Below are 19,322 nucleotides of genomic sequence, written 5' to 3'. Positions count from 1 at the left end.
TTCAAACAAATTTAGTTTTGTTTCTACCCGAAATAGGGACTGTGAGAACATGAAATTTCATAATGTTATCACCAAATTATTAGGCAGCTTCATCGGAAGTGGTCTTACATGTTTACCTGCTTTCTCTGAAGAAAATTCCTTTATTATCAAAGCTGATGCAGTTTTTATCGCTAGCGCAATGGAAGTTGATGGAGCGTCTAAAAAAGCTCCCTTTACAACTGAATTAGGGATTGAAATTGAAAGAGAACATTATTTTGATAACGGGATGTCCTTAGGGTTTGTTGGGGAAATTCGTGGGCAATTGGATAATGAAGAAAAACAGGGATTTGCGGGAAGAATTTCTATTCCAGAATATCAAAATACTAGTTTTGCAGATTTACGTTCTCCGACTACGGGAATAGTTGTATCCGACCAGGACGTTAAATACGGACCCTATGCCAGTGTCGAGCAAGCTTTTGTATATTTAAAAACTGGATGGGGTGAGTTCAGTTTGGGGCGGGACATCGGCGTGGCGACACGTTTGGATGCTAGAGCGCCCAAAGTATTAGATTTTGGGAGTGTTAACAGCTCTCGATTGAACGTTTTGTCCTCATCAATTGTTAGATCGAAAAATGATGTTACGGGACCAAATTCAAAACTATCCTACACAACCCCCAGAATTTTAGGATTGAAAGCTGGTGTTTCATTCACGCCAAATACAAAATCAAGAGGGATAGATTTTAACTCTGGAACTGGAGTTTTAGGCGTTCAAAATGCAGATCTTGAAAACGTTATTGAATCAGGGGTTTCATTTTCGCATTTATTTCGACAACAAGATGTACGGGTTCGATTTGGTTTGACTGGTACGGCGGCTGAATCTTCGAACGAAAATGTAGGTTTCAGCGAATATAGAGCTGTCGGTATCGGTTCAGAGTTCGAAAAAGGTCCATGGAAATTTGGTAGCCGTTATCTTCATTCAAACAATGCAATAGACGGAAATGTAGGTAAATATACAGCACTGGAAATGGGACTGACCAGAGATCTCATGGATTGGACTGTTGGTCTTGAATACGGACATGCGATTGATAAAATTCTTAAACTAAGGGGCGAAAATATAGGTTTTGGGATCGCACGTGATGTCAATGAACATGCTAAAATCGGCGTTTCTTTAATTTCTACTGATACAAAACACTTTGATCATTCCGTCAGCGGAAAAGGCGTGATGTTTGAGTTGGTTGTGCGTTATAAGTAACACTTAATGAAAATTTAAGTTTATTTTCCTAGTTTTCAGCCAATTGCACTTTTCGAACCGTACTCGAGGTAGTACATAGAATTTTGATAAAGCGTTCTGTTTATGGGTTGAAATGAAAAAATTCGCCGGTCTTTTATTATCTGCTGCGTTATGTGCGGCACCTGCTTGGGCTGAAGAGCCTCAAGTTGATGGTGCAGTTGCAGCTGAAATAGAGACAAGCGTTGCTCCCATTAAATGGTATGAAAACTTTGTTCAGAAAATTGGTGAAGACAAAGACAAAGAGTCTTTTCTAGTTGCACCAACGACAGAGACAGATCAGTTTGCATTATCATGGAATAATAATGGGCGTTGGGGTCTTACATTGGATATGACCCGTCGTTCTGGTGACCATGTTAGCATTTTGCCCGAGGAAGAAATTTCCGCTGGTGCTTATTATCAATTCTCTCCACGATTTAGAATTGGTGGTGGAATTAGTATAGGTGGCGAAAAGTTGTCTCAAAATTCATCTCGTTGGGATGACCAAGAAAATGAAACTGGCGTCCGTATAGAATCCGCTTTCTCTTTTTAGTATCTTTTCCTTAAAATAGATTGCTGACTGCCGCTAGGCCCGTGTGTTTAGCGATACTTCCTGCATTGTGAACATTAACTCCGCCCAATCCATATAATTGGATTTTGGATTGGCTTGATAGTGTTCTTAACCTGATGTTTCCCATTGCAGATGGAGCAGAGGGACTGTTGCTCGGAAAAATGGCAGACAGGAAACAAGCGTCTAATCCAAGATTTTGAGCTTTAGATATATGAGAAAATGAATGTGCGGATGAAGTATTGAACGCTCTGCGTAGGCCGGATTTCCGAAAAACAGGTAGTTGAGATTTGGGCCAATGTACTCCGTCAGGTTCAAGAAACCGCTCCAACTGTTCATCCCTTGAAATAAAGAAAAGTAGGTTTTTATGTTTGCAGGCTTCTTTTATCTCTTTTCCGATCTTGAAACGATCTTCTAGCCCGAAATGTCTATAGATAACACCAGTGTGGGCGGGGAGGTTCTCAATGGTAGCAATCGGGTCCGGCGTTCTCTCAGGATCTGTTAAAAAGAATGCTGCTGGAAGGTTTGAAACTGTTTCTCTAAATGTTCTTGAAAGAAAATGAGCTCTGTACGCCATCAAAAGCTTGCGACGTGCGTTTGTTTGCGGTTCAACATTATGCATGATGCAAACACCTAATCTTTCTATTTCTGAACGCCGCGCTGATATTTTGAAGCGTATCGGTAAAGCTGCTCAAAAATCCGAGCGAGTTTTGGAAACTATCACTTTAACAGCAGTTTCCAAGGTGCAATCTGATGATCGCGTCGATGAGATGTTAAAAACAGGCCAAAAGATATTTGGTGAAAATCGTGTGCAAGAAGCACAAGAACGTTGGACTCAACGAAAAGAAATTCATTCAGATTTAGAGTTGCGTTTGATTGGCCCATTACAAACCAATAAAGTAGAAGCAGCTGTGCAACTATTTGATGTTATTGAAACGCTGGATAGGCCAAAACTTGCTGAACACCTTGCTAGAGCTATCAAAAAAAACGGAAAAACCCCTGAGATATTTGTGCAGGTGAATACGGGTGAAGAAGAACAAAAAGCGGGCGTTAAACCCTCTGAATTGGATACCTTCTTAAAATTGGCGACCGAGAATTTCGGGTTAAAAATATCTGGACTGATGTGTATTCCTCCAGCTGACGAGCCAGCGGGGCCTCATTTTGCACTATTGAGAAAGTTAGCTGCTAAAAATAGCATTGAGAAACTTTCTATGGGGATGAGCGAAGATTTCGAAACAGCAATTGCTTTTGGAGCGACCCATGTTCGAGTCGGATCTGCATTATTCGGTGATCGAGAAAATAAGTAGTTTTAGGATGATCCTATACTTACAACATCACCGGGTTTCGCGTCTTTGAGCAATTGCTTTAAGTGATTTATATCTAAAGCGACACACCCTTCGGTGCCTTCGTAATCATTGCGTTTTACGTGCATAAAGATGGCACTTCCTTTGCCGGCAATTGGAGGGTCATCATTGTAGCCCAGTTCGACAACAATATCGTAGACATGGTCGTCTCGCCATAGCTTTTCATGACTGAATGAATAGGGAAGTGCCACCAACTTATTGTAATTTTTGGTATCTTTGGCGTCATCACTCCATCCCATATCATTCTTTATGGCAACGGTTTCTAGTTCAGTTTCTGGACAGGAAACTCGGTCAGGACGGTAAAATACTCGTCGCATAGGCCAGTGACCAATCGGACTTTTGTTATCACCTTCTCGTTTTTTATCTGCCGAGATCACGCCCTGTTTTCCTAATGCGCACTGATATTTAAAACCTTTCCACGTGATCACGCAATTCTCATGGGCGTTAAAAATCATGTGATCTGGGGTCATCTTCTCTTCCACCTGAGGTCATCCGCGCTTACATTGTAATATAGTATACAGAATTTGGCCTTATATTTGTGACCAAACTCTTTAACGACCCCCAGTGCGAGGAGAAAAACGTGTCGCAGAACAAGACCATCCTTATCGTAGATGATGATAATGACCTTCGAGAAGCATTGGCTGAGCAGTTTGAGAGACACGAAGGTTTTTCAATTATTCAGGCACCAAATGCTATTGAAGGAATGAATAGAGCGGAAGCGGATAAACCTGATTTGGTTATCTTAGACGTAGATATGCCAGATATGGATGGTCGAGACGCCTGTAAGCTTATGCGTAAGCATGGTTTGCGCGTGCCCGTTATAATGCTGACAGGACAAGATTCTGATGCTGATATGGTTCTCGGGCTTGATTCAGGAGCGAATGATTACGTAGCCAAGCCCTTTAAATTTACAGTATTGCTCGCACGGGTGAGAGCGCATTTGCGCACTTTTGAGCAGAGCGAAGATGCGACTTTCAAAGTTGGGCCTTATGAATTCCGTCCGTCTATGAAGTCATTGACGGACGAAGCCGGCAAGAAGATTCGTCTTACTGAAAAAGAAACAAATATCCTGAAATATTTGTATCGTGCAGAAGGCAAGCCTGTTGCTCGTGATGAATTGCTGTCAGAAGTGTGGGGCTATAATGCCAATGTGACGACACACACATTGGAAACTCATATTTACCGCCTTCGTCAGAAGATCGAACCAGATCCTCAACATGCCTATTTGCTTATCACAGAGACAGGTGGATATCGTTTGCAGCTCTAGTTTAAAGAGCTGCCGCGGCTTTCAGGTTTATGGTTATGGGTGCGTGGTCAGAAGGTTTTTCACCACCACGATCTGATTTGTGAATAACATAACTCTCAGGATCAGTAAGGGGAGTGGCGGCCTTGTTTGCCCAAATGTGATCTAGACGGCGCCCGCGGTTTGATTTTTCCCAATCGCGTGCGCGATAGCTCCACCATGAATAGAGTTTTTCTTTTTCATCATGTTTCATGCGAGCGATGTCAGATAATTGTCCATCTTGCAGGATTCGTCCGAGCGCGTCAGTTTCAACTGGTGTGTGACTAACAACCTTAAGCAATTGCTTGTGGGACCAAACATCATGTTCACCGGGTGCGACATTGATGTCTCCAACGATGATGAGCGGTTGATTATCTTCAGCGCGTGCTTTGTAGCTTTTTTCCATGCGAGCAAGATATTCAAGTTTGTGCGCAAATTTATCATTTATTTTGGGGTCAGGTTCGTCGCCACCAGCAGGTACATATAAATTGTGGACGTCTATTCCGGCGACACGGACAGATATAACGCGCGCTTCTTCACGCATACAGAAATCTGGTGTTTCTAATCTTTCCAACGGATAACGAGACCCTATCGCCACGCCGTGCATGCCTTTTTGCCCAGCTATCTCCACATGTGGGAGGCCGGCTTCCTCAAATGCTTTTAGCGGAAATTCTGCTTCACGGCATTTAATTTCCTGAAGACACAGAATATCTGGTTTCTCACGAGCGATAAAATCAGCAACACGCGGCATACGCAAACGAACGGAATTGATATTCCAAGAAGTAAGGCGAAGATTTGTCATAAGTCTAGCTCTATGGAGCGTCGCCAAAATTGGCAAGTCGGATTGAAATGATTGCTGACAAATTTTGGATCACCCAAAAACAAATGCGCCCGACTGCGGGGAACAATCGAGCGCTTGAAGAGTTTGTGGTTGCTAGGAGGGGATAGCTCCTAATCCACCTTAGTCAGCCAGTGTTTGCTTGCGGGGGGAAATCAAGCGATCCAACTTTGGTTGACGTGATAAATTTGACACATAAAACTATAAAGTTCAATACACAAAATGTTTATTTATGGGTGTGTTATAAAAACAATATGTTACAGATCTAGTCCCACGCGTGAAGTGATCAAATTCTAACGGCGATCACGATCATCATCTTCTTCTAATACAAAAAGACGAGGACTAATTTTAACATTCATTTCCATATCGATGAGGTCAACGCGTGTTTCATTTCCAAGACCATCATAAGTAACCCAACCTATAAGGTCATAGGTATTCAAATCGAATTTCAAAAACATTACGCCATCTAAAGCATCTTCACCATTTTGGGGGTTGTCTTCAATCACTATCAAATGGAATTCAGGAAGAGTTTTTGCGTCCAAAATTTTTGTGTCGTTGGCAAGGTCGAGTTTCTTTTTTAGGAAATGTTTCAGAGGCGTAGCTGAAAGTGGAGCACGATCTATTGTTTCCAACTCTTTGTCTTCTATCGCAACTGTTGTTCCATCTGAAACGATTAAGTACGGGGCAGGGGCGTTGTACTCAAATCTAATGCGTCCTGGACGGCGAATAAAGAAGTCCCCTGTCGTAACTTCGCCCATCGCATCAATCTGTTTGAAACCACCGCGGGCAGTTTTTGCTTCTTCCATTCGGGAATTTATCTTTGAAAGAAGAGCCTCTCCATCAAACTCAGTTGGCAAGGTTGTTGAAGTATTTTCAGGGCTTTCAACAACCTGCTCTACAGGCAGTTCTTCAGGAAGCTGAGCAATGCCTTGGGCATCTAAAGCAACAAAAAGCGATAATATGGAGGATGCAATAATCATGATTTCAGACTTAAACTTCGGGTCGTCAAAAACAAGACAGTCATGGGGTTTTATTGCCTTATTTGCCAACTTTAAATGAATAAGGGTTCAGCTTAAGTAAAAAACCGAACCCTTAAAGGCGTTTAAAATATAGACGAGAGCTATGCCGCTGAATCTTCAGGCATGAGAATTTCACGTTTCCCAGCATGGTTGGCGGGGCTAACAAGGCCTTCGGCTTCCATGCGTTCAATGAGAGATGCTGCTCTGTTATATCCTATGCGTAGCTTACGTTGGATATATGAAGTTGAAGCGCGCTTATCACGGCGTACAACATTAATGGCTTCGCGATACAGGTCTTCCTCGACATCTCCAGACGATGTTCCCATGCTCGTATTGTCAGCAACTGGTGTATCTTCTTCTTGTTCGTCTGTTAGACCTTCAATGTAAGCTGGTTCACCGGTGTCTTTCAGGAAATTCACAACTGATTCAACTTCTTCATCCGAGACGAAAGGACCGTGAACACGGTTTAGTTTTCCACCTGATGCCTGGTATAAAAGGTCACCCATTCCAAGCAGTTGTTCAGCGCCTTGCTCTCCCAAAATTGTACGGGAGTCGATTTTTGTCGTTACCATATATGAAATACGAGTAGGGAAGTTGGCTTTAATTGTACCAGTAATAACATCAACAGATGGACGTTGTGTTGCTGTAATCAAGTGAATACCCGCAGCACGTGCCATTTGCGCAAGACGTTGGATGAGGGCTTCAATTTCTTTACCTGCCACAATCATCAAGTCGGCCATCTCATCGATCACCACAACAATGTGCGGCATTGGGCTCATGTCGATGACTTCGTTTTCCCAGATCGGTTCGCCGCTATCACTGTCATAACCAGTTTGTATAGGGCGCGTATAAACTTCACCGCTTTCTCGTGCTTCTTTAGCTTTCTTGTTGAAACCGGAAATGTTTCTCACACCCATCTTGGACATGACTTCATAGCGGCTTTCCATCTCACGTACGGTCCATTTTAAAGCTGCAACAGCTTTGTTTGGATCAATAACCACTGGAGACAAAAGGTGAGGGATGCCTTCATAGATCGACAATTCAAGCATTTTCGGGTCGATCATAATGAAGCGACATTCTTCAGGCGTCAGCTTGTAGAGCAATGAAAGGATCATCGCGTTGATACCAACAGATTTACCAGAACCTGTTGTACCAGCTATCAATAGGTGAGGCATTTTTGCGAGGTCTGCAATTGTGGATTCACCACCAATATCTTCACCAAGAGCAAGTGGAAGAGCTGCGCGAGACCTTGTGAATGCCTTGGACGATAGTAGATCACGGAAGTAAACTGTTTCACGATCATCATTTGGAAGCTCGATACCGATAGCATTACGGCCAGGTACAACAGCAACACGGGCAGCGGTCGCACTCATTGAACGGGCAATATCTTCAGCCAGAGAAATAACGCGTGATGATTTTGTTCCGGGTGCCGGCTCAAATTCAAAAAGTGTTACAACCGGACCAGGGCGAACTTCAGCAATTCGGCCTTTAACTCCAAAGTCGCCAAGAACGACTTGCAGAAGTTCTGCCATTTCTAGCAACTTCGCCTCATCATGATCTGAGCGACGCTCTGGAGGCAATTGCAAGAGGTCTATTGGAGGCAAACGACTTCCATCATTTGGAGCGTTTGTAGAAATTGCTGTTTGAGTAGTTGTCGCTGGCGCTGCTGGTGGAGCAGGTTGAACAGGTTTAACGGAAACTGGCGCTGGTGCAGGTACGGGAGCCTGAGGTGCTTGTGGTGCAGGCTGCGGTGATACTGCTGGGTTTCTGTTGCCAAATAACGAAGATTTATTAGTTGTAGCAGGTTGTTGAGCTGTAGGTTGTGGTGCTTCAACTACCTTTTCTGCTAGGCGCTGGCGAACTGGAATGACTGGGCGCTCTGAGTTCTCAATACCTTTGAGAAAGCTTTCCTCAGTTTCTTGAAGGTTTGCTTCTTCTTCTTCTGGGTGAGGAAGTGCTGCAGGTTGTTGGTTTTTGCTTCTCATGTTTTCGAAGAAAGAGTTGGCGCGATCACGTAACCCAGCAACATCTCGAACGTCTTCATGATGTTCTTCTTCAGCCACAACTTCCATTGGTGTTGCGCGGCCATGTCTAAAGGAATTCCAAAGTTGTCCAATTGTGCGGAAAACTGCGATGCCGTCATCTGCACCAAGCCCCATAGCTATGGCAGCAAATAAAACTCCTGCAATTCCAGTGGTGATAGATGCCAACAAAACCGGGTCAGGAGCACCAAATGCTGCAAAAGGAATAGATGCAATAGCGTTTAGTCTTTCACCAGCCATGCCACCAAGTCCTGTGGCCAAAGGCCAATTACTCGGAATAGGCCAGCCTGCCAAACAAATACACGTCATGCTAATTGCCATCATGCCCCAAAACCAGCGAGAGGGACGACGTGGACCAATGCCGAATGTGCGATAAACGCCGCCAATCATAAGACCAAAACCAGCTAGCCATGCTGTCCAACCAAAAGACTGCATCAATAGATCAGCTGCAACTGCACCTGTTGATCCAAAAAGGTTTGATGTCGTGGCATCAGATGCAACGTTCAAACTCGGGTCAGTGGGGGAGTGGGAACCATAGGCCCCACAAATGAATACACCTAAGGCAAAGGCCATCATTCCAGTCATCATTCGGTTGAAACCGCTGGGTCTGCGGCCTGGAACCTGATAATCGGCATCGATATGTTGTTGATGCTGTACGCGAGTTGAAATTTGCGTTGATGGCATTTTTCGGCGTCCTAATGGCAAAGTATTGTTACTGGTTTGCCACTACCTTGACGCCGGCCTCTTAACGAGGCGCAAACGGAATGTGATTTCTTCGTGTTTTTTCGGTTTTTTTTCAGTGTTTTTGTTTTGGTAAATGAAGAAAGAAAAATCCCTAACAATTTCTCGTTAGGGATTAATCATTTTACAAATTTTGCTTTAAAGTGAAATTAGTGCTGTTTGTTGAAGTCTGGGTATGCAGCCACACCTGTTTCGTTCAGGTCTAGACCTTCCATTTCTTCTTCTTCAGATACTCTTAAGCCCATTGTTACTTTCAGGATAATCCAAACAATAGCTGAGGCAGCTGATACAAAAGCACCTACAGATACAACACCAAGAGCTTGAACAGCGAAGCTTGTACCTTCAGTTGAAAGAGGAACAATCATTGTTCCCCAGATACCACAGACAAGGTGAACTGGGATCGCACCAACAACATCATCGATTTTGAATTTGTCGAGTAGTGGGATTGTTAGAACAACTAGAACACCACCGATTGCACCAATTAGTATTGCAACTGGGAAGCTTGGGTCTAGAGGACCAGCTGTGATTGATACTAGACCACCAAGAGCACCGTTGAATGCCATCGTCGCATCAGTTTTCTTGTACAAAATAGTTGTCAGGATCATTGCTGCAACAGTACCTGCAGCTGCGGCAAGGTTTGTGTTCAAGAAAATTGTTGAAACAGCGTTGATGTCGTCAAATGTTCCAGCAGCTAGCTGTGATCCACCGTTAAATCCGAACCAACCAAACCATAGGATGAACGTACCTAGTGCTGCCAATGGAATGTTTGAACCTGGCATTGGTACTACGCGGCCATCTACATACTTCCCTAGACGAGGTCCAAGAATGATAGCACCCACAAGAGCTGCCCAACCACCTGTTGAGTGTACTAGTGTAGAACCAGCAAAGTCAGAGAAACCAGCGGCTGAAAGGAAACCGCCACCCCACTGCCATGAACACTGGATCGGGTAGATGATACCAGTCAGTACAGCTGTGAAGATAAGGAAAGGCCATAGTTTGATACGTTCAGCAACTGTTCCAGATACGATAGACGCTGTTGCAGCCACAAACACCATTTGGAAGAAGTGGTCAGAACCAGAAGAGTAACCTGTTCCTAGATCGTCAGCTGTTTCCCATGGAGCAAATGCACCGATATAACCTTCAACTAACCAATTACCGTCCCCAGGGTATAGAAGGTTGTATCCAACAAGCCAGAACATCAAACCAGCAATTGAGTATAGAGCGATGTTTTTAGTAACCTGAGTCGCTGCGTTTTTAGAACGCACAAGTCCTGCTTCCAACATACAGAAACCAGCGGACATGAACATTACGATCAAACCACCCACTAGGAACAAGTATGTGTTGTCCACATAAGCTGAAACGTCAGAAGCCGATGGAATTTCAGCCTCCTGTGCTAAGGCTGCCATACCAGTTGATAAGGCAGCAAAGGTGGCGAGCCCCGCCAATTTGCCTGTAATTCCGGATCTCATCGATCTGAACCCCTCTCTATTAAGAACAAGTCAGCACCCCAAAAAAGTGCAATCGAGCCCTAGAAAATTGGTGAGGGGCTAATTCGACAAGTTTTCGGGGGGGTGGGAACAGAATCAGTGCAAAAGTGGGCAAGTGTCGAGCAGGGTTTTAGCAATTCGCACAATTCCTGTGCGAGTCTAGACGCATTTTAATGTGAAGCGTAGGATGAATTCATGACAAAACATCTTCCGATAAACGCTGATCATGAGATTATAATTTCTGGTGCCGGTCCTGTGGGACTGAGTCTGGCAATTGCACTGAGTGAACTTGATTTCAATTGCATGGTAATGTGCAAAGAGGGGGAATTTGAACCCCAAAAAGGTGATTTTGACGGGCGCGCTTATACAATTACGCCAACTTGTTGGCAAATGTGGCGTAGTTTTGGAATTACTGAACTGCTTGAGCCTTTTGTACAACCTGTCTCAAAAGTAGAGGCAGAAGCAGCAAGTTTTGCACCCCTAAGTTTTGATTTAGAAGATGCAGGTGAAGAGGGTGAGCCATTAGGGTATTTGGTCGAAGCGCATGCAATTTTGGCATCGCTTTGGAAAAAAGCAAAAGCTGCTCCAAATTTGACGATAAAAACACACCAAAATTTGCGCGGCATAGAGACGCATTCTGATCGTGCAATTCTCCATATCGAAGGAGAAAAAGAAGAATATGCCTGTAAGCTTCTTGTCGGGTGTGATGGTCGTGAAAGTTTCGTACGAAAATCCGTGGGTATAAAATATCCCGGCCATGATTATGGAGCCAAAGGAATAGTTGCGACCATAAAACTAGATCAGCCGCACAATGGTGTTGCACGCCAAATCTTTTTACAAGGCGGCCCGTTTGCGGTTCTCCCACTTAAAAACAATATGGCGAGTTTGGTTTGGACTGAACGTTCGGCGGTAGCAGACTCTCTAATGGCTCTCAATGATAGAGACTTTGGCCTTGAATTAAGAGAGAAAACCGGTGACTTTCTTGGAGAGTTCACCATGCATAGTGCACGCTTTGCTTACCCATTAAAAATGAGAGTGGCAGATAGCTTTGTCTCTGAGAGAGTGGCATTGGCTGGTGATGCAGCGCATGCGGTACATCCATTGGCGGGACAGGGGTTAAACCTTGGACTGAAAGATGTTGCCACGTTGGCAGAGGTGATTGCGAAAGCAGCGCATGTCGGATTAGACATCGGTTCTCCGCTCGCGTTAGAGCCGTATGAAGAATGGCGCCGCGCCGACACAGTTTCTATGGCAGCGGGTGTGGATATTTTGGATAAATTGTTCAAAGCACCTGCGCCTCTGCGCGGGTTGGCAGGCTTTGGCATGTCATCACTTGGCAAGAGTGATAAGGTTAGATCTATTCTAAGCAAAGAAATAAGCGGAGCTGAGGGTTCTCAAACACCTCAATTGCTAAAAGGCGAAGCTATACGGTTTTAATCTCTATTGAGACCGTGTTCCTTTAAACGTTTTTGATAAGCTTTCATGTGAGACTTTTGGTTTGCTGAGAGATCTTTGAGGAATGGCCAGCTATACAAACCTGAATCGTGGCCGTCTGAAAAACTTATTCGTAATGCGTAACGACCAACCGGGTCAGCACCGATAACAGACACATCCTTTTTTCCGGCAACGGGAACGGGTGTTTGTCCGCTATGGCCGCGTGTTTCAGCACTAGGGCTTTCCACTCGTAGCAGTTCATAAGGAATTTCGCCCTTAAACCCGTCATCATATTCGAGTGAGACTATTGCTTTGGCTTTGTTAAACCGGATCTCAACCGGCCAACTACCGTCATCAGATGGACGTTGTTTTTTAAACATCGTTAGTTTTCTTCAAGCTCACGAGCTTCATCAATCAACATAATTGGCACGCCGTCACGAATGGGATAGGCGAGCCCCGCTTTTTTAGAGACTAGCTCATTATTTTCTTTATCAAAGGACAGAGGACCGCGAGATGCGGGACAGATAAGCACTTCTAACAATCTTGGATCAATGCCTGATTTTGAGTCTTTAGAATTTGTCATTGTAATAACCCGCTATTTCCAGATGCGTCCATGAGAAGTAGAGAAACAAGAGCTTCGCCACGTTCCTGAAGAGAGTGCATTTCTAATAGCATTTGTTTTTCCATTGTGGAAAAGGGACATCCCGACGCAAGGGCATTGATCAATGTCTCCATTGGAGCATCCTTAACAGCATCCCAGTCTGTTTTTATAGCATTATTGGCGAGATATGTTTTTAGAGCATCAATCAAGCCATCTCTCGAAATATCGGGATCCGCAGGGCTGTTTGGCTTCATATCGGCAGCATAATTATCATATAGGACATTAGCGGTGCGATAAGGTTTTGACATTTCCTGTTCTTCAACAATATGGAAACGGCACATACCTCTGAGGTTGATCATATATCTTCCGTCGTCCGTTTCGGAATAGGAATTTATACGGCCTATGCAACCCACTTTCATTATGGGTGGATTTTCAATTATTTTCTGATCTTGATCGCTCTTAGGCATGTAAGGCTGGATCATTCCAATTACACGATCAGAATACATCGCATCATCTACCATATTCAAATAGCGCGGCTCGAATATGTTCAGTGGTAAATTTCCTCTTGGAAACACGATGGCGCTTTCCAAGGGGAATATAGGAACCACTGAAGGTAAGTCTTCGGCTATTCTGAATATGGGTGGTGACAAATGATTTTCCTTTAAGGTGAAAGATTACGAGAATAAAAGCGAGGAAAGGCGTCTGCGCCCTGTTTTTGATACTTCAGCGGTTGGGCCTGCTGCTTCAAAGATTTTGAGCAATTGCTCTTTCGCCGCACCTTCATTCCATTCTAGGTCTTTTTCTAATATTTCCAGCAATTGATCAGCCGCTTTCTGATGGTCGCCTTGTGCGGAAAGAGACTTTGCAAAATCGAACTTCGCTTCGAAATTATCTGGCTCTGCTGAAATTTTTGCTTCCAATTCGGATGATTGATCGTCCGATGATGAGCCATCGTCAGAAAGTTCTATAGCTGTAAGAATGGACTTAACCTGAGGAAGTTTTTGCATTTCAGGTGGCATGGCATTGATTGTGTCTTTTGCCTTATTGTACTCGCCTTTCGCCACAAAACATCGCGCAATACCAATCATTGCATCGGAATTGTCTGGCATGGCTTGAAGGATTTGAGCATAAATACTCGCGGATTGATCTAGTTCGCCATCCTGAAATGCTTGAGAGGCGGCTGCTAGCGCTTGCTCTATTTGTTCAAGAGCGCCGCCAGCGCCAGCTTTTTTGATAAACGCAACAATTTGAGTTTCAGGAATAGCGCCTTGGAAGCCATCAACAGGTTGTCCGTCTTTAAACGCAAACACAGTGGGAACCGAGCGCACACCCAACTGGCCAGCGACGCCTTGGTTTTCATCAATGTTAATTTTAACAAGCTTAACTTCACCTGCAGCTTGATTTACGACTTTCTCAAGGTTTGGAATGAGTGTTTTACATGGCCCACACCAAGGAGCCCAAAAGTCTACCAACACCAGTGAATGTTTAGATGCTTCGATTACATCTTGCATAAATGTTTGATCAGAACCTTCAACGATCCATTGTGAATCTTCGCCAGAAGGTGGAAAAGAGCCAGAAGAAATATCCATGAAAGTCGTCCTAATCTTTGTATCTTGTTGAGTGTCGCAGGTAATTCTTAGTCTATCATACTACATGGTTGCCAATTCGCCATGCTGCAACAGTTGAAACTAGAGAAAGCGCAGGATTTGCATCTAAATTTCAGTAAAATCAATCCATTCTAATGAATGATCCGTGGTTTCTACAAATTTAGCGAAGTCATTTTGAGAAATTGATGTCGTCATATCATTTCTAAGTGGGTGAAAGTTTAAAACTTCATATTGCTGCAATTTGTTATCTGCCAGAAATCTGACACGCTTTTCTGTGTCGTGTAATAAGCTGAACGCTGAGACTGAACCAGGTGTTACTTTTAGTGTTTCCCATAACAATTCAGGTTTAGCAAAAGACAATCGCTGTGTTTGTATGATTTTGTGTAATTGGTTTAGGCGCAATTCTGCATGAGCCCATGCGCTAACAAGAACGATCTGCCCCTTTTTGTCTTTCAGGAACAGGTTTTTCGTGTGTCCGCCTATAATATCTGACTTTAGTTCGCTGGATTCCTTAACAGAATGCGTTGGAGCATGTGTCACTGTATGGTGAGCTAATTCATGTTGGACTAGCCAATTGAAAACGTCTTTTTCAGGTAATCGGGAAAAATCGTTCGGATCGGGATAGTTTGGGCTCGTAGTGTCACTCATGTGTTAGGCTCTGTAAAACTGTCTTCTCTTAAGGCAAATGTCTTGCAAAGGAAGTGAAAGTGGTCCGTTGGCAGTTGTATTCGAATAAGCTAATCAATCAATAAAATGGATCGTGGACGTTGTGTTGTCCAATGGATCTGTTGCTCACTAAGCTTGTTTGTACGGAGGTATTCATGAAACTTGATTGCTACAAATTGCATGAATATGTGCCGGAGCTCATCTCCGCCAGACCGCGACGTGATTGGATGGATAAGTTTACAGATCGTCATCCTTATCGTTGCTTGCCTTTAACAATGGCCAACTCCACGGGCTGGGAGATTGTTAGTCAGGTGGGTCTCACTGTGGAATGGGATGGTGGGCTGGGTGCTGAAAGCATTAAAATTACTGCTGATGAAGAATGGCCACCTGTTGAAAATGTAGCAGACAGCCATTTTCGCGAAGGGGTTTTAACTTTTCACACAGGTTACTTGTTTCGAACCCCCCCGGGTTGGGGAGTGTGGGTGCAAGGCCCACCGAACGCACCTAAAGATGGGATTTATCCACTATCGGGTCTAGTTGAAACTGACTGGTTGCCATTTCCATTCACAATGAATTGGAAATTTACTCGACCATGCAAAGTGAGGTTTGAAAAGGGTGAGGCCTTCGCATTTATCAATCTGATTGAGCACAATAAAATGGCGGAAAATGTTCAGCCAGTGCTGCGTATGCTTGACGATAATGAAGTGCTTAAACAGGAATATGACGAGTGGGCAAAATCACGAGGCAATTTCATTGATAGACTGAGCTCCGGCGAAACAACTGCGCTTCGTCAAAAATGGCAGCGCCATTACATGCGTGGTGAGAATACTAGTGGTGAAGCGGCGGATGTGCACGTCACAAAAAGAAAAATGAAAGAACCCAAGCCTCCATTGCCAGGCTTGTAATGTGTGAAATTATGGAATGTGAAAAATTCTGAGATTCTTTGAATTTTTTACTTGCATAGAAACTTAGTTTGCTGTTTAACAGCGCCTCCAACGGACACAATGTGTTCGTTAGCACTATCGGATGCGGGTGTAGCTCAGGGGTAGAGCGTTACCTTGCCAAGGTAAATGTCGAGAGTTCGAATCTCTTCACCCGCTCCAGATATTCTCTTTAAAATTTTTTTAAACCAATAAATGACGCTTTTATTAGGCTGTACGTCGCATTTTTTGTACGTATTTCCAAACACTTGTACCAAGTTCAGCTCGGAACAGTCGATTTAAATGTGGTGGTGATGATGCGGCCGCATCTGCAATAGATTGAACTGAAATCTTGTTATCAAGATTGTCTGATATGTATTGAACGGCTCTAAGAACCTGCGAACTATGTATTCCAACTAGAGATGTGTCCCGTTTGGGTGAGGAGCTAAATCGTCTTACGAGCAAATTGAGAAGTGTTGTCATTTGTTGTTCAACGATTTCAACGCCAGCAGGGTATTTGTTGAGTGCCTGACTTCCAATATCAAGTGCTAGAAACGCAATAGACGGCGCGTAATCACCTAAGACCAATCTCCAACTTAATTCATCTGGTGTTTCACCAAACAAATCAAATGCTGCTTTTTCAAGTATTGGAGGTTGAATGTATAAACCAAACCCCTCTACTCGCGTATCCCATCTCGCCGTCCATGTGCTCATTGGTGGATTAAAAGATATAAATCCAGTTCGATAATCGAAATATTTTCGTTGAATCGTTCCACTTACTTCATAGATATTCGCGGGACGCGTGGGACAGTAGATATCAAAATATTCAACGGGTGAACGCTCCACACCTCCTGGGGGGAAGTTTGTGTGTGCAAATGTAACGGGATATTTTCCTTGTAGAACGCCGATAGACGAAGGACTTACGCCAGCATTTTTGAGGCGTTCTGATACAAAAGGTTTCATTCTTCCATCCTATTCGCCATCAGTTTCATAAATCCGATCGCAAATATGATCGGATTTTGCAGTTCAAAAGATATATCATTAAATTGTGAAGTCGTCCAAATATGTTCTGATGGTATGTTAGATTCTGATTAAATCCATTAGAATTCCACTTGAAGTGGCGATTTGGCAGAACGATCATGAATTTTGACGCTTAAAACTAACTATACCAAATAGCTGCGTCCTAAATTTAGTGATTTTGATTATATTTCGGGGAGAGGAATAAAATGAAAACCTTATTGAAATTTGCGCTTCTTGCCGGTGCAACGTCTTTTGCAAGTCCTATGGGCGTGGCACAGGATCAAGCTACCGATGAGCAGGAAGTCCAAAACAAGAAAACTCTTGGTGTTGTAACAGTGACAGCACAGCGTAGAGAGCAAAACCTGCAGGATGTTCCTGTAGCTGTAACCGCATTTTCTGCAGATCAATTAGCAGATCGCCAGATTGCTGATGTAAATGATATTGCGGCGCAAATTCCTAATGCAGTGATTGTAACGGGTGGTGGAACTTCAAGTTCGGCACGCGTGTATTTCCGCGGAATTGGTGAAGATGAATCTCGTGGCGCGGTAGACCCTGCGGTCGGAATTTATCTGGATGGCATTTATCTTGGTCGTACAGTTGGATCACTTGTTGACCTCGTTGATACCGAGCGTGTTGAGGTATTGCGTGGACCGCAAGGTACTCTGTATGGACGGAACACCAATGGTGGAGCCATTAAACTCGTAAGTGTGTCTCCTCAGGATGAGAATGCAGGTGATTTGTCTGCTGGTTTAGGCAATTTCGGTTCATTCAATATAAAAGGCATGGGAAACTTTGCTCTAGGTGATAACACAGCCATTCGTGTTTCGGGTCTTCACAAAAAGCGTGATGGATTGTTTGACCTAAATCCAAATGGTGCAGCAGCTGGATTAGCGCGCGATAATATTGGCAAGGAAGAAGTTTCAGCCGCACGCATCGCACTGAAGCATAATTTCAATGACAATTGGTCTATGTTGATTTCCGCTGATCATACAGTTGATAATTCCGACCCGCTTCCAAGCACAATTGTAGATTCTCATGGAGATCCATCGGTAGTAACTGACGTAGATAATGATCTATATACTATTGAGCCTGTGCCGGGGGCCACTTGTTCTGGTGCTCCACAAATATTCCAGCAAGTAGGATGTTTTGCTGGCTATCGCAGTGAAGTTAAGGTGTCAGGTGCATCTTTAAAAATTGATGGTGCTTTTGGGGACTATGATTTTAGTTCTTTAACAGGGTACAGAGCTATGAAAGACGATTTAGCGTCTCATATTTCTTTCCCATTCTCTCAAGAAACCGATCAAACGCAGTTAAGTCAGGAATTCACTATTTCTTCTGCATTTGAGGGGCCGTTTAACTACATGGCTGGTGTGTTCTTATATGATGAAGAAGTTACGCTCGATTCTGTGTTTTTCTTTCCTTTCAGCGTAAATGTCGACACTCAGTCAGCAGCAATATTCACTCAAGCCACTTTGGAAGCGACAGACGCGCTAACATTGACGGGTGGTCTTCGTTATACTCAGGAAAAGCGTGATGTAACTGGTACTTCTGGCGCTCCTGGAGCGGCATCTGTAAACTTTCCTGTTATTCTAGAAAGCGACGAGGGTAACCTTACTTACTCTGCAAAGGTAAGCTATCAGATCTCAGATGATGTGATGGTTTATGGTTCTGTTGCTAACGGCTTTAAGAGTGCAGGTGTATCACCAGACTGTTTTGCAGCAGCGGCGTGTTTTTTACCTGTAACTCAAGAAGACTTGCTTTCTTTTGAAACTGGCCTGCGCAGTGATTTGTTTAATGACACTCTTCGCTTCAATTTGACCTACTTCAACAATGATTATGAAGATCTTCAATTCTCAGCAACAGTGCCTGGCCGAGGTTTCACGCGTTCCAATATATCGGGTGCAGCGATTCAGGGACTTGAATTGGAAACAGTGCTGCATGCAACGGATGCTCTTCAATTCCACATGAACGCTAGTTGGCTCGACGCTGAATACAAAGATCTGACAGATGCCGATGCTGGAACAATAACAAATGGTGGAGCTTCTTGTCCGAATGGTGTTGCGACAATTGCATGTGCTGAAGGTCTAGAATTGAAAAATGCTCCTGAACGCAAAGTGACTGCTGGATTTGACTATTCTATTCCTGCTTGGGAAGGGGAAGTTACCTTTGGAGGTGATGTTGCGTATGAATCAGATTCATTTGCTCTAATTGCGAACAACCCTGGATCACTAATCGAACCAGGAACCCGAGTGAACGGCCGAATTGCTTATGCTCCACATGACAAGGGATGGCGTGTGTCTCTTTGGGGTAAAAACCTCACAGATAAAGAGTATTACCGATCAACTGCAAACGTAAATCACGTTTATCCCGAGTTGCCTTTAACTTGGGGCGTTGATTTCGGCGTAAGCTTCTAAACTTTTAATAATTCTTCCTCGTGCCGTCTGATGGGTGAGGCTCATCAGGCGGCTTTTTTTTAGGATAAGTAAA

Annotated in this window: 19 protein-coding genes and 1 tRNA gene; 8 read left to right on the top strand and 12 right to left on the bottom strand. The window is 43.8% G+C overall.

Translation table 11 applies throughout. The features are described from left to right. Positions 1 to 49 precede the first annotated feature (49 nt). Both F551_RS0109650 and F551_RS0109645 read left to right on the top strand, forming a co-directional pair. A complete protein-coding gene (locus F551_RS0109650) occupies positions 50 to 1,231 on the top strand; it encodes a porin (RefSeq protein WP_018997301.1) in 1,182 nt (393 codons plus the stop codon). Between the two features lie 112 nt (positions 1,232 to 1,343). Further along, on the top strand, positions 1,344 to 1,799 hold the full coding sequence (locus F551_RS0109645; protein ID WP_018997300.1) for an NtrZ family periplasmic regulatory protein: 456 nt from the start codon (positions 1,344 to 1,346) through the stop codon (positions 1,797 to 1,799). A 10-nt stretch (positions 1,800 to 1,809) separates the two neighbouring features. Here the strand turns inward: F551_RS0109645 and F551_RS0109640 are convergent, their stop codons facing one another. Continuing rightward, the gene (locus F551_RS0109640; RefSeq protein ID WP_018997299.1) at positions 1,810 to 2,436 is read right to left on the bottom strand and encodes a thiamine phosphate synthase; all 627 of its coding nucleotides are present in this window, start codon (positions 2,434 to 2,436) and stop codon (positions 1,810 to 1,812) included. On the opposite strand from F551_RS0109640, the gene F551_RS0109635 reads away from it, so the two are divergent. Further along, entirely contained in the window at positions 2,435 to 3,121 is a 687-nt protein-coding gene (locus F551_RS0109635; protein WP_018997298.1) for a YggS family pyridoxal phosphate-dependent enzyme, read from the top strand. The two genes, F551_RS0109640 and F551_RS0109635, sit on opposite strands and share 2 nt — an antisense overlap. Positions 3,122 to 3,123: 2 nt before the next feature. On the opposite strand, the gene F551_RS0109630 is transcribed toward F551_RS0109635, so the two are convergent. Beyond that, positions 3,124 to 3,648: a L,D-transpeptidase family protein gene (locus F551_RS0109630; RefSeq protein WP_018997297.1), complete on the bottom strand. Its 525-nt coding sequence runs from the start codon at positions 3,646 to 3,648 to the stop codon at positions 3,124 to 3,126. A 110-nt stretch (positions 3,649 to 3,758) separates the two neighbouring features. On the opposite strand from F551_RS0109630, the gene F551_RS0109625 reads away from it, so the two are divergent. After that, positions 3,759 to 4,445, top strand: a complete 687-nt coding sequence (locus tag F551_RS0109625) for a response regulator transcription factor (RefSeq protein WP_018997296.1) — start codon at positions 3,759 to 3,761, stop codon at positions 4,443 to 4,445. Position 4,446: 1 nt separating this feature from the next. Here F551_RS0109625 and F551_RS0109620 read toward each other — a convergent pair whose 3' ends face one another. The 4 genes from F551_RS0109620 to F551_RS0109605 all read right to left on the bottom strand — a co-directional run bounded on the left by F551_RS0109620 (position 4,447) and on the right by F551_RS0109605 (position 10,569). Next, complete coding sequence (locus F551_RS0109620) at positions 4,447 to 5,262, bottom strand: exodeoxyribonuclease III (RefSeq protein ID WP_018997295.1); 816 nt, start codon at positions 5,260 to 5,262, stop codon at positions 4,447 to 4,449. A 329-nt stretch (positions 5,263 to 5,591) separates the two neighbouring features. Next, positions 5,592 to 6,278 carry a LolA family protein gene (locus tag F551_RS0109615; protein WP_018997293.1) on the bottom strand — a complete coding sequence of 229 codons (687 nt, stop codon included), beginning with the start codon at positions 6,276 to 6,278 and terminating at the stop codon, positions 5,592 to 5,594. A 140-nt stretch (positions 6,279 to 6,418) separates the two neighbouring features. After that, the gene (locus F551_RS0109610) at positions 6,419 to 9,043 is read right to left on the bottom strand and encodes a DNA translocase FtsK (protein ID WP_018997292.1); all 2,625 of its coding nucleotides are present in this window, start codon (positions 9,041 to 9,043) and stop codon (positions 6,419 to 6,421) included. Between the two features lie 206 nt (positions 9,044 to 9,249). Further along, positions 9,250 to 10,569: an ammonium transporter gene (locus F551_RS0109605; protein ID WP_018997291.1), complete on the bottom strand. Its 1,320-nt coding sequence runs from the start codon at positions 10,567 to 10,569 to the stop codon at positions 9,250 to 9,252. A 213-nt stretch (positions 10,570 to 10,782) separates the two neighbouring features. Here F551_RS0109605 and F551_RS0109600 point away from each other — a divergent pair, with 213 nt between their 5' ends. Beyond that, positions 10,783 to 12,024, top strand: a complete 1,242-nt coding sequence (locus F551_RS0109600) for an FAD-dependent monooxygenase (RefSeq protein ID WP_018997290.1) — start codon at positions 10,783 to 10,785, stop codon at positions 12,022 to 12,024. Here the strand turns inward: F551_RS0109600 and F551_RS0109595 are convergent. The 5 genes from F551_RS0109595 to F551_RS0109575 form a co-directional block, all read right to left on the bottom strand. Beyond that, positions 12,021 to 12,401 (bottom strand): gamma-butyrobetaine hydroxylase-like domain-containing protein, encoded by a 381-nt coding sequence (locus tag F551_RS0109595; RefSeq protein ID WP_018997289.1) that lies wholly within the window; start codon positions 12,399 to 12,401, stop codon positions 12,021 to 12,023. The genes F551_RS0109600 and F551_RS0109595 overlap by 4 nt on opposite strands. A gap of 2 nt (positions 12,402 to 12,403) precedes the next feature. Next, positions 12,404 to 12,604 (bottom strand): Trm112 family protein, encoded by a 201-nt coding sequence (locus F551_RS0109590; RefSeq protein ID WP_018997288.1) that lies wholly within the window; start codon positions 12,602 to 12,604, stop codon positions 12,404 to 12,406. Then, positions 12,601 to 13,272: an LON peptidase substrate-binding domain-containing protein gene (locus F551_RS0109585; RefSeq protein WP_026296760.1), complete on the bottom strand. Its 672-nt coding sequence runs from the start codon at positions 13,270 to 13,272 to the stop codon at positions 12,601 to 12,603. Before F551_RS0109585 ends, F551_RS0109590 begins: the two co-directional genes overlap by 4 nt. Positions 13,273 to 13,296: 24 nt before the next feature. Next, positions 13,297 to 14,211 (bottom strand): thioredoxin, encoded by a 915-nt coding sequence (trxA, locus tag F551_RS0109580; RefSeq protein ID WP_018997285.1) that lies wholly within the window; start codon positions 14,209 to 14,211, stop codon positions 13,297 to 13,299. 123 nt (positions 14,212 to 14,334) lie between these two features. Beyond that, positions 14,335 to 14,877 (bottom strand): prolyl-tRNA synthetase associated domain-containing protein, encoded by a 543-nt coding sequence (locus F551_RS0109575; RefSeq protein ID WP_018997284.1) that lies wholly within the window; start codon positions 14,875 to 14,877, stop codon positions 14,335 to 14,337. Between the two features lie 173 nt (positions 14,878 to 15,050). On the opposite strand from F551_RS0109575, the gene F551_RS0109570 reads away from it, so the two are divergent. Together F551_RS0109570 and F551_RS0109565 are read left to right on the top strand one after the other, a co-directional pair. Beyond that, positions 15,051 to 15,800 carry a DUF6065 family protein gene (locus tag F551_RS0109570; protein WP_018997283.1) on the top strand — a complete coding sequence of 250 codons (750 nt, stop codon included), beginning with the start codon at positions 15,051 to 15,053 and terminating at the stop codon, positions 15,798 to 15,800. Positions 15,801 to 15,923: 123 nt separating this feature from the next. Further along, a tRNA-Gly gene (locus tag F551_RS0109565) sits at positions 15,924 to 15,998 on the top strand. A 45-nt stretch (positions 15,999 to 16,043) separates the two neighbouring features. Here F551_RS0109565 and F551_RS0109560 read toward each other — a convergent pair. Continuing rightward, entirely contained in the window at positions 16,044 to 16,778 is a 735-nt protein-coding gene (locus F551_RS0109560; protein ID WP_018997282.1) for a helix-turn-helix domain-containing protein, read from the bottom strand. Positions 16,779 to 17,041: 263 nt separating this feature from the next. On the opposite strand from F551_RS0109560, the gene F551_RS16585 reads away from it, so the two are divergent. After that, positions 17,042 to 19,249 (top strand): TonB-dependent receptor, encoded by a 2,208-nt coding sequence (locus tag F551_RS16585; protein WP_018997281.1) that lies wholly within the window; start codon positions 17,042 to 17,044, stop codon positions 19,247 to 19,249. The last annotated feature ends 73 nt before the right edge of the window (positions 19,250 to 19,322 follow it).

Source organism: Hirschia maritima DSM 19733 (genome assembly GCF_000378345.1).
Classification (GTDB): Bacteria; Pseudomonadota; Alphaproteobacteria; order Caulobacterales; family Hyphomonadaceae; genus Hirschia; species Hirschia maritima.
This window is presented reverse-complemented; position numbering and strand designations above follow the sequence as displayed.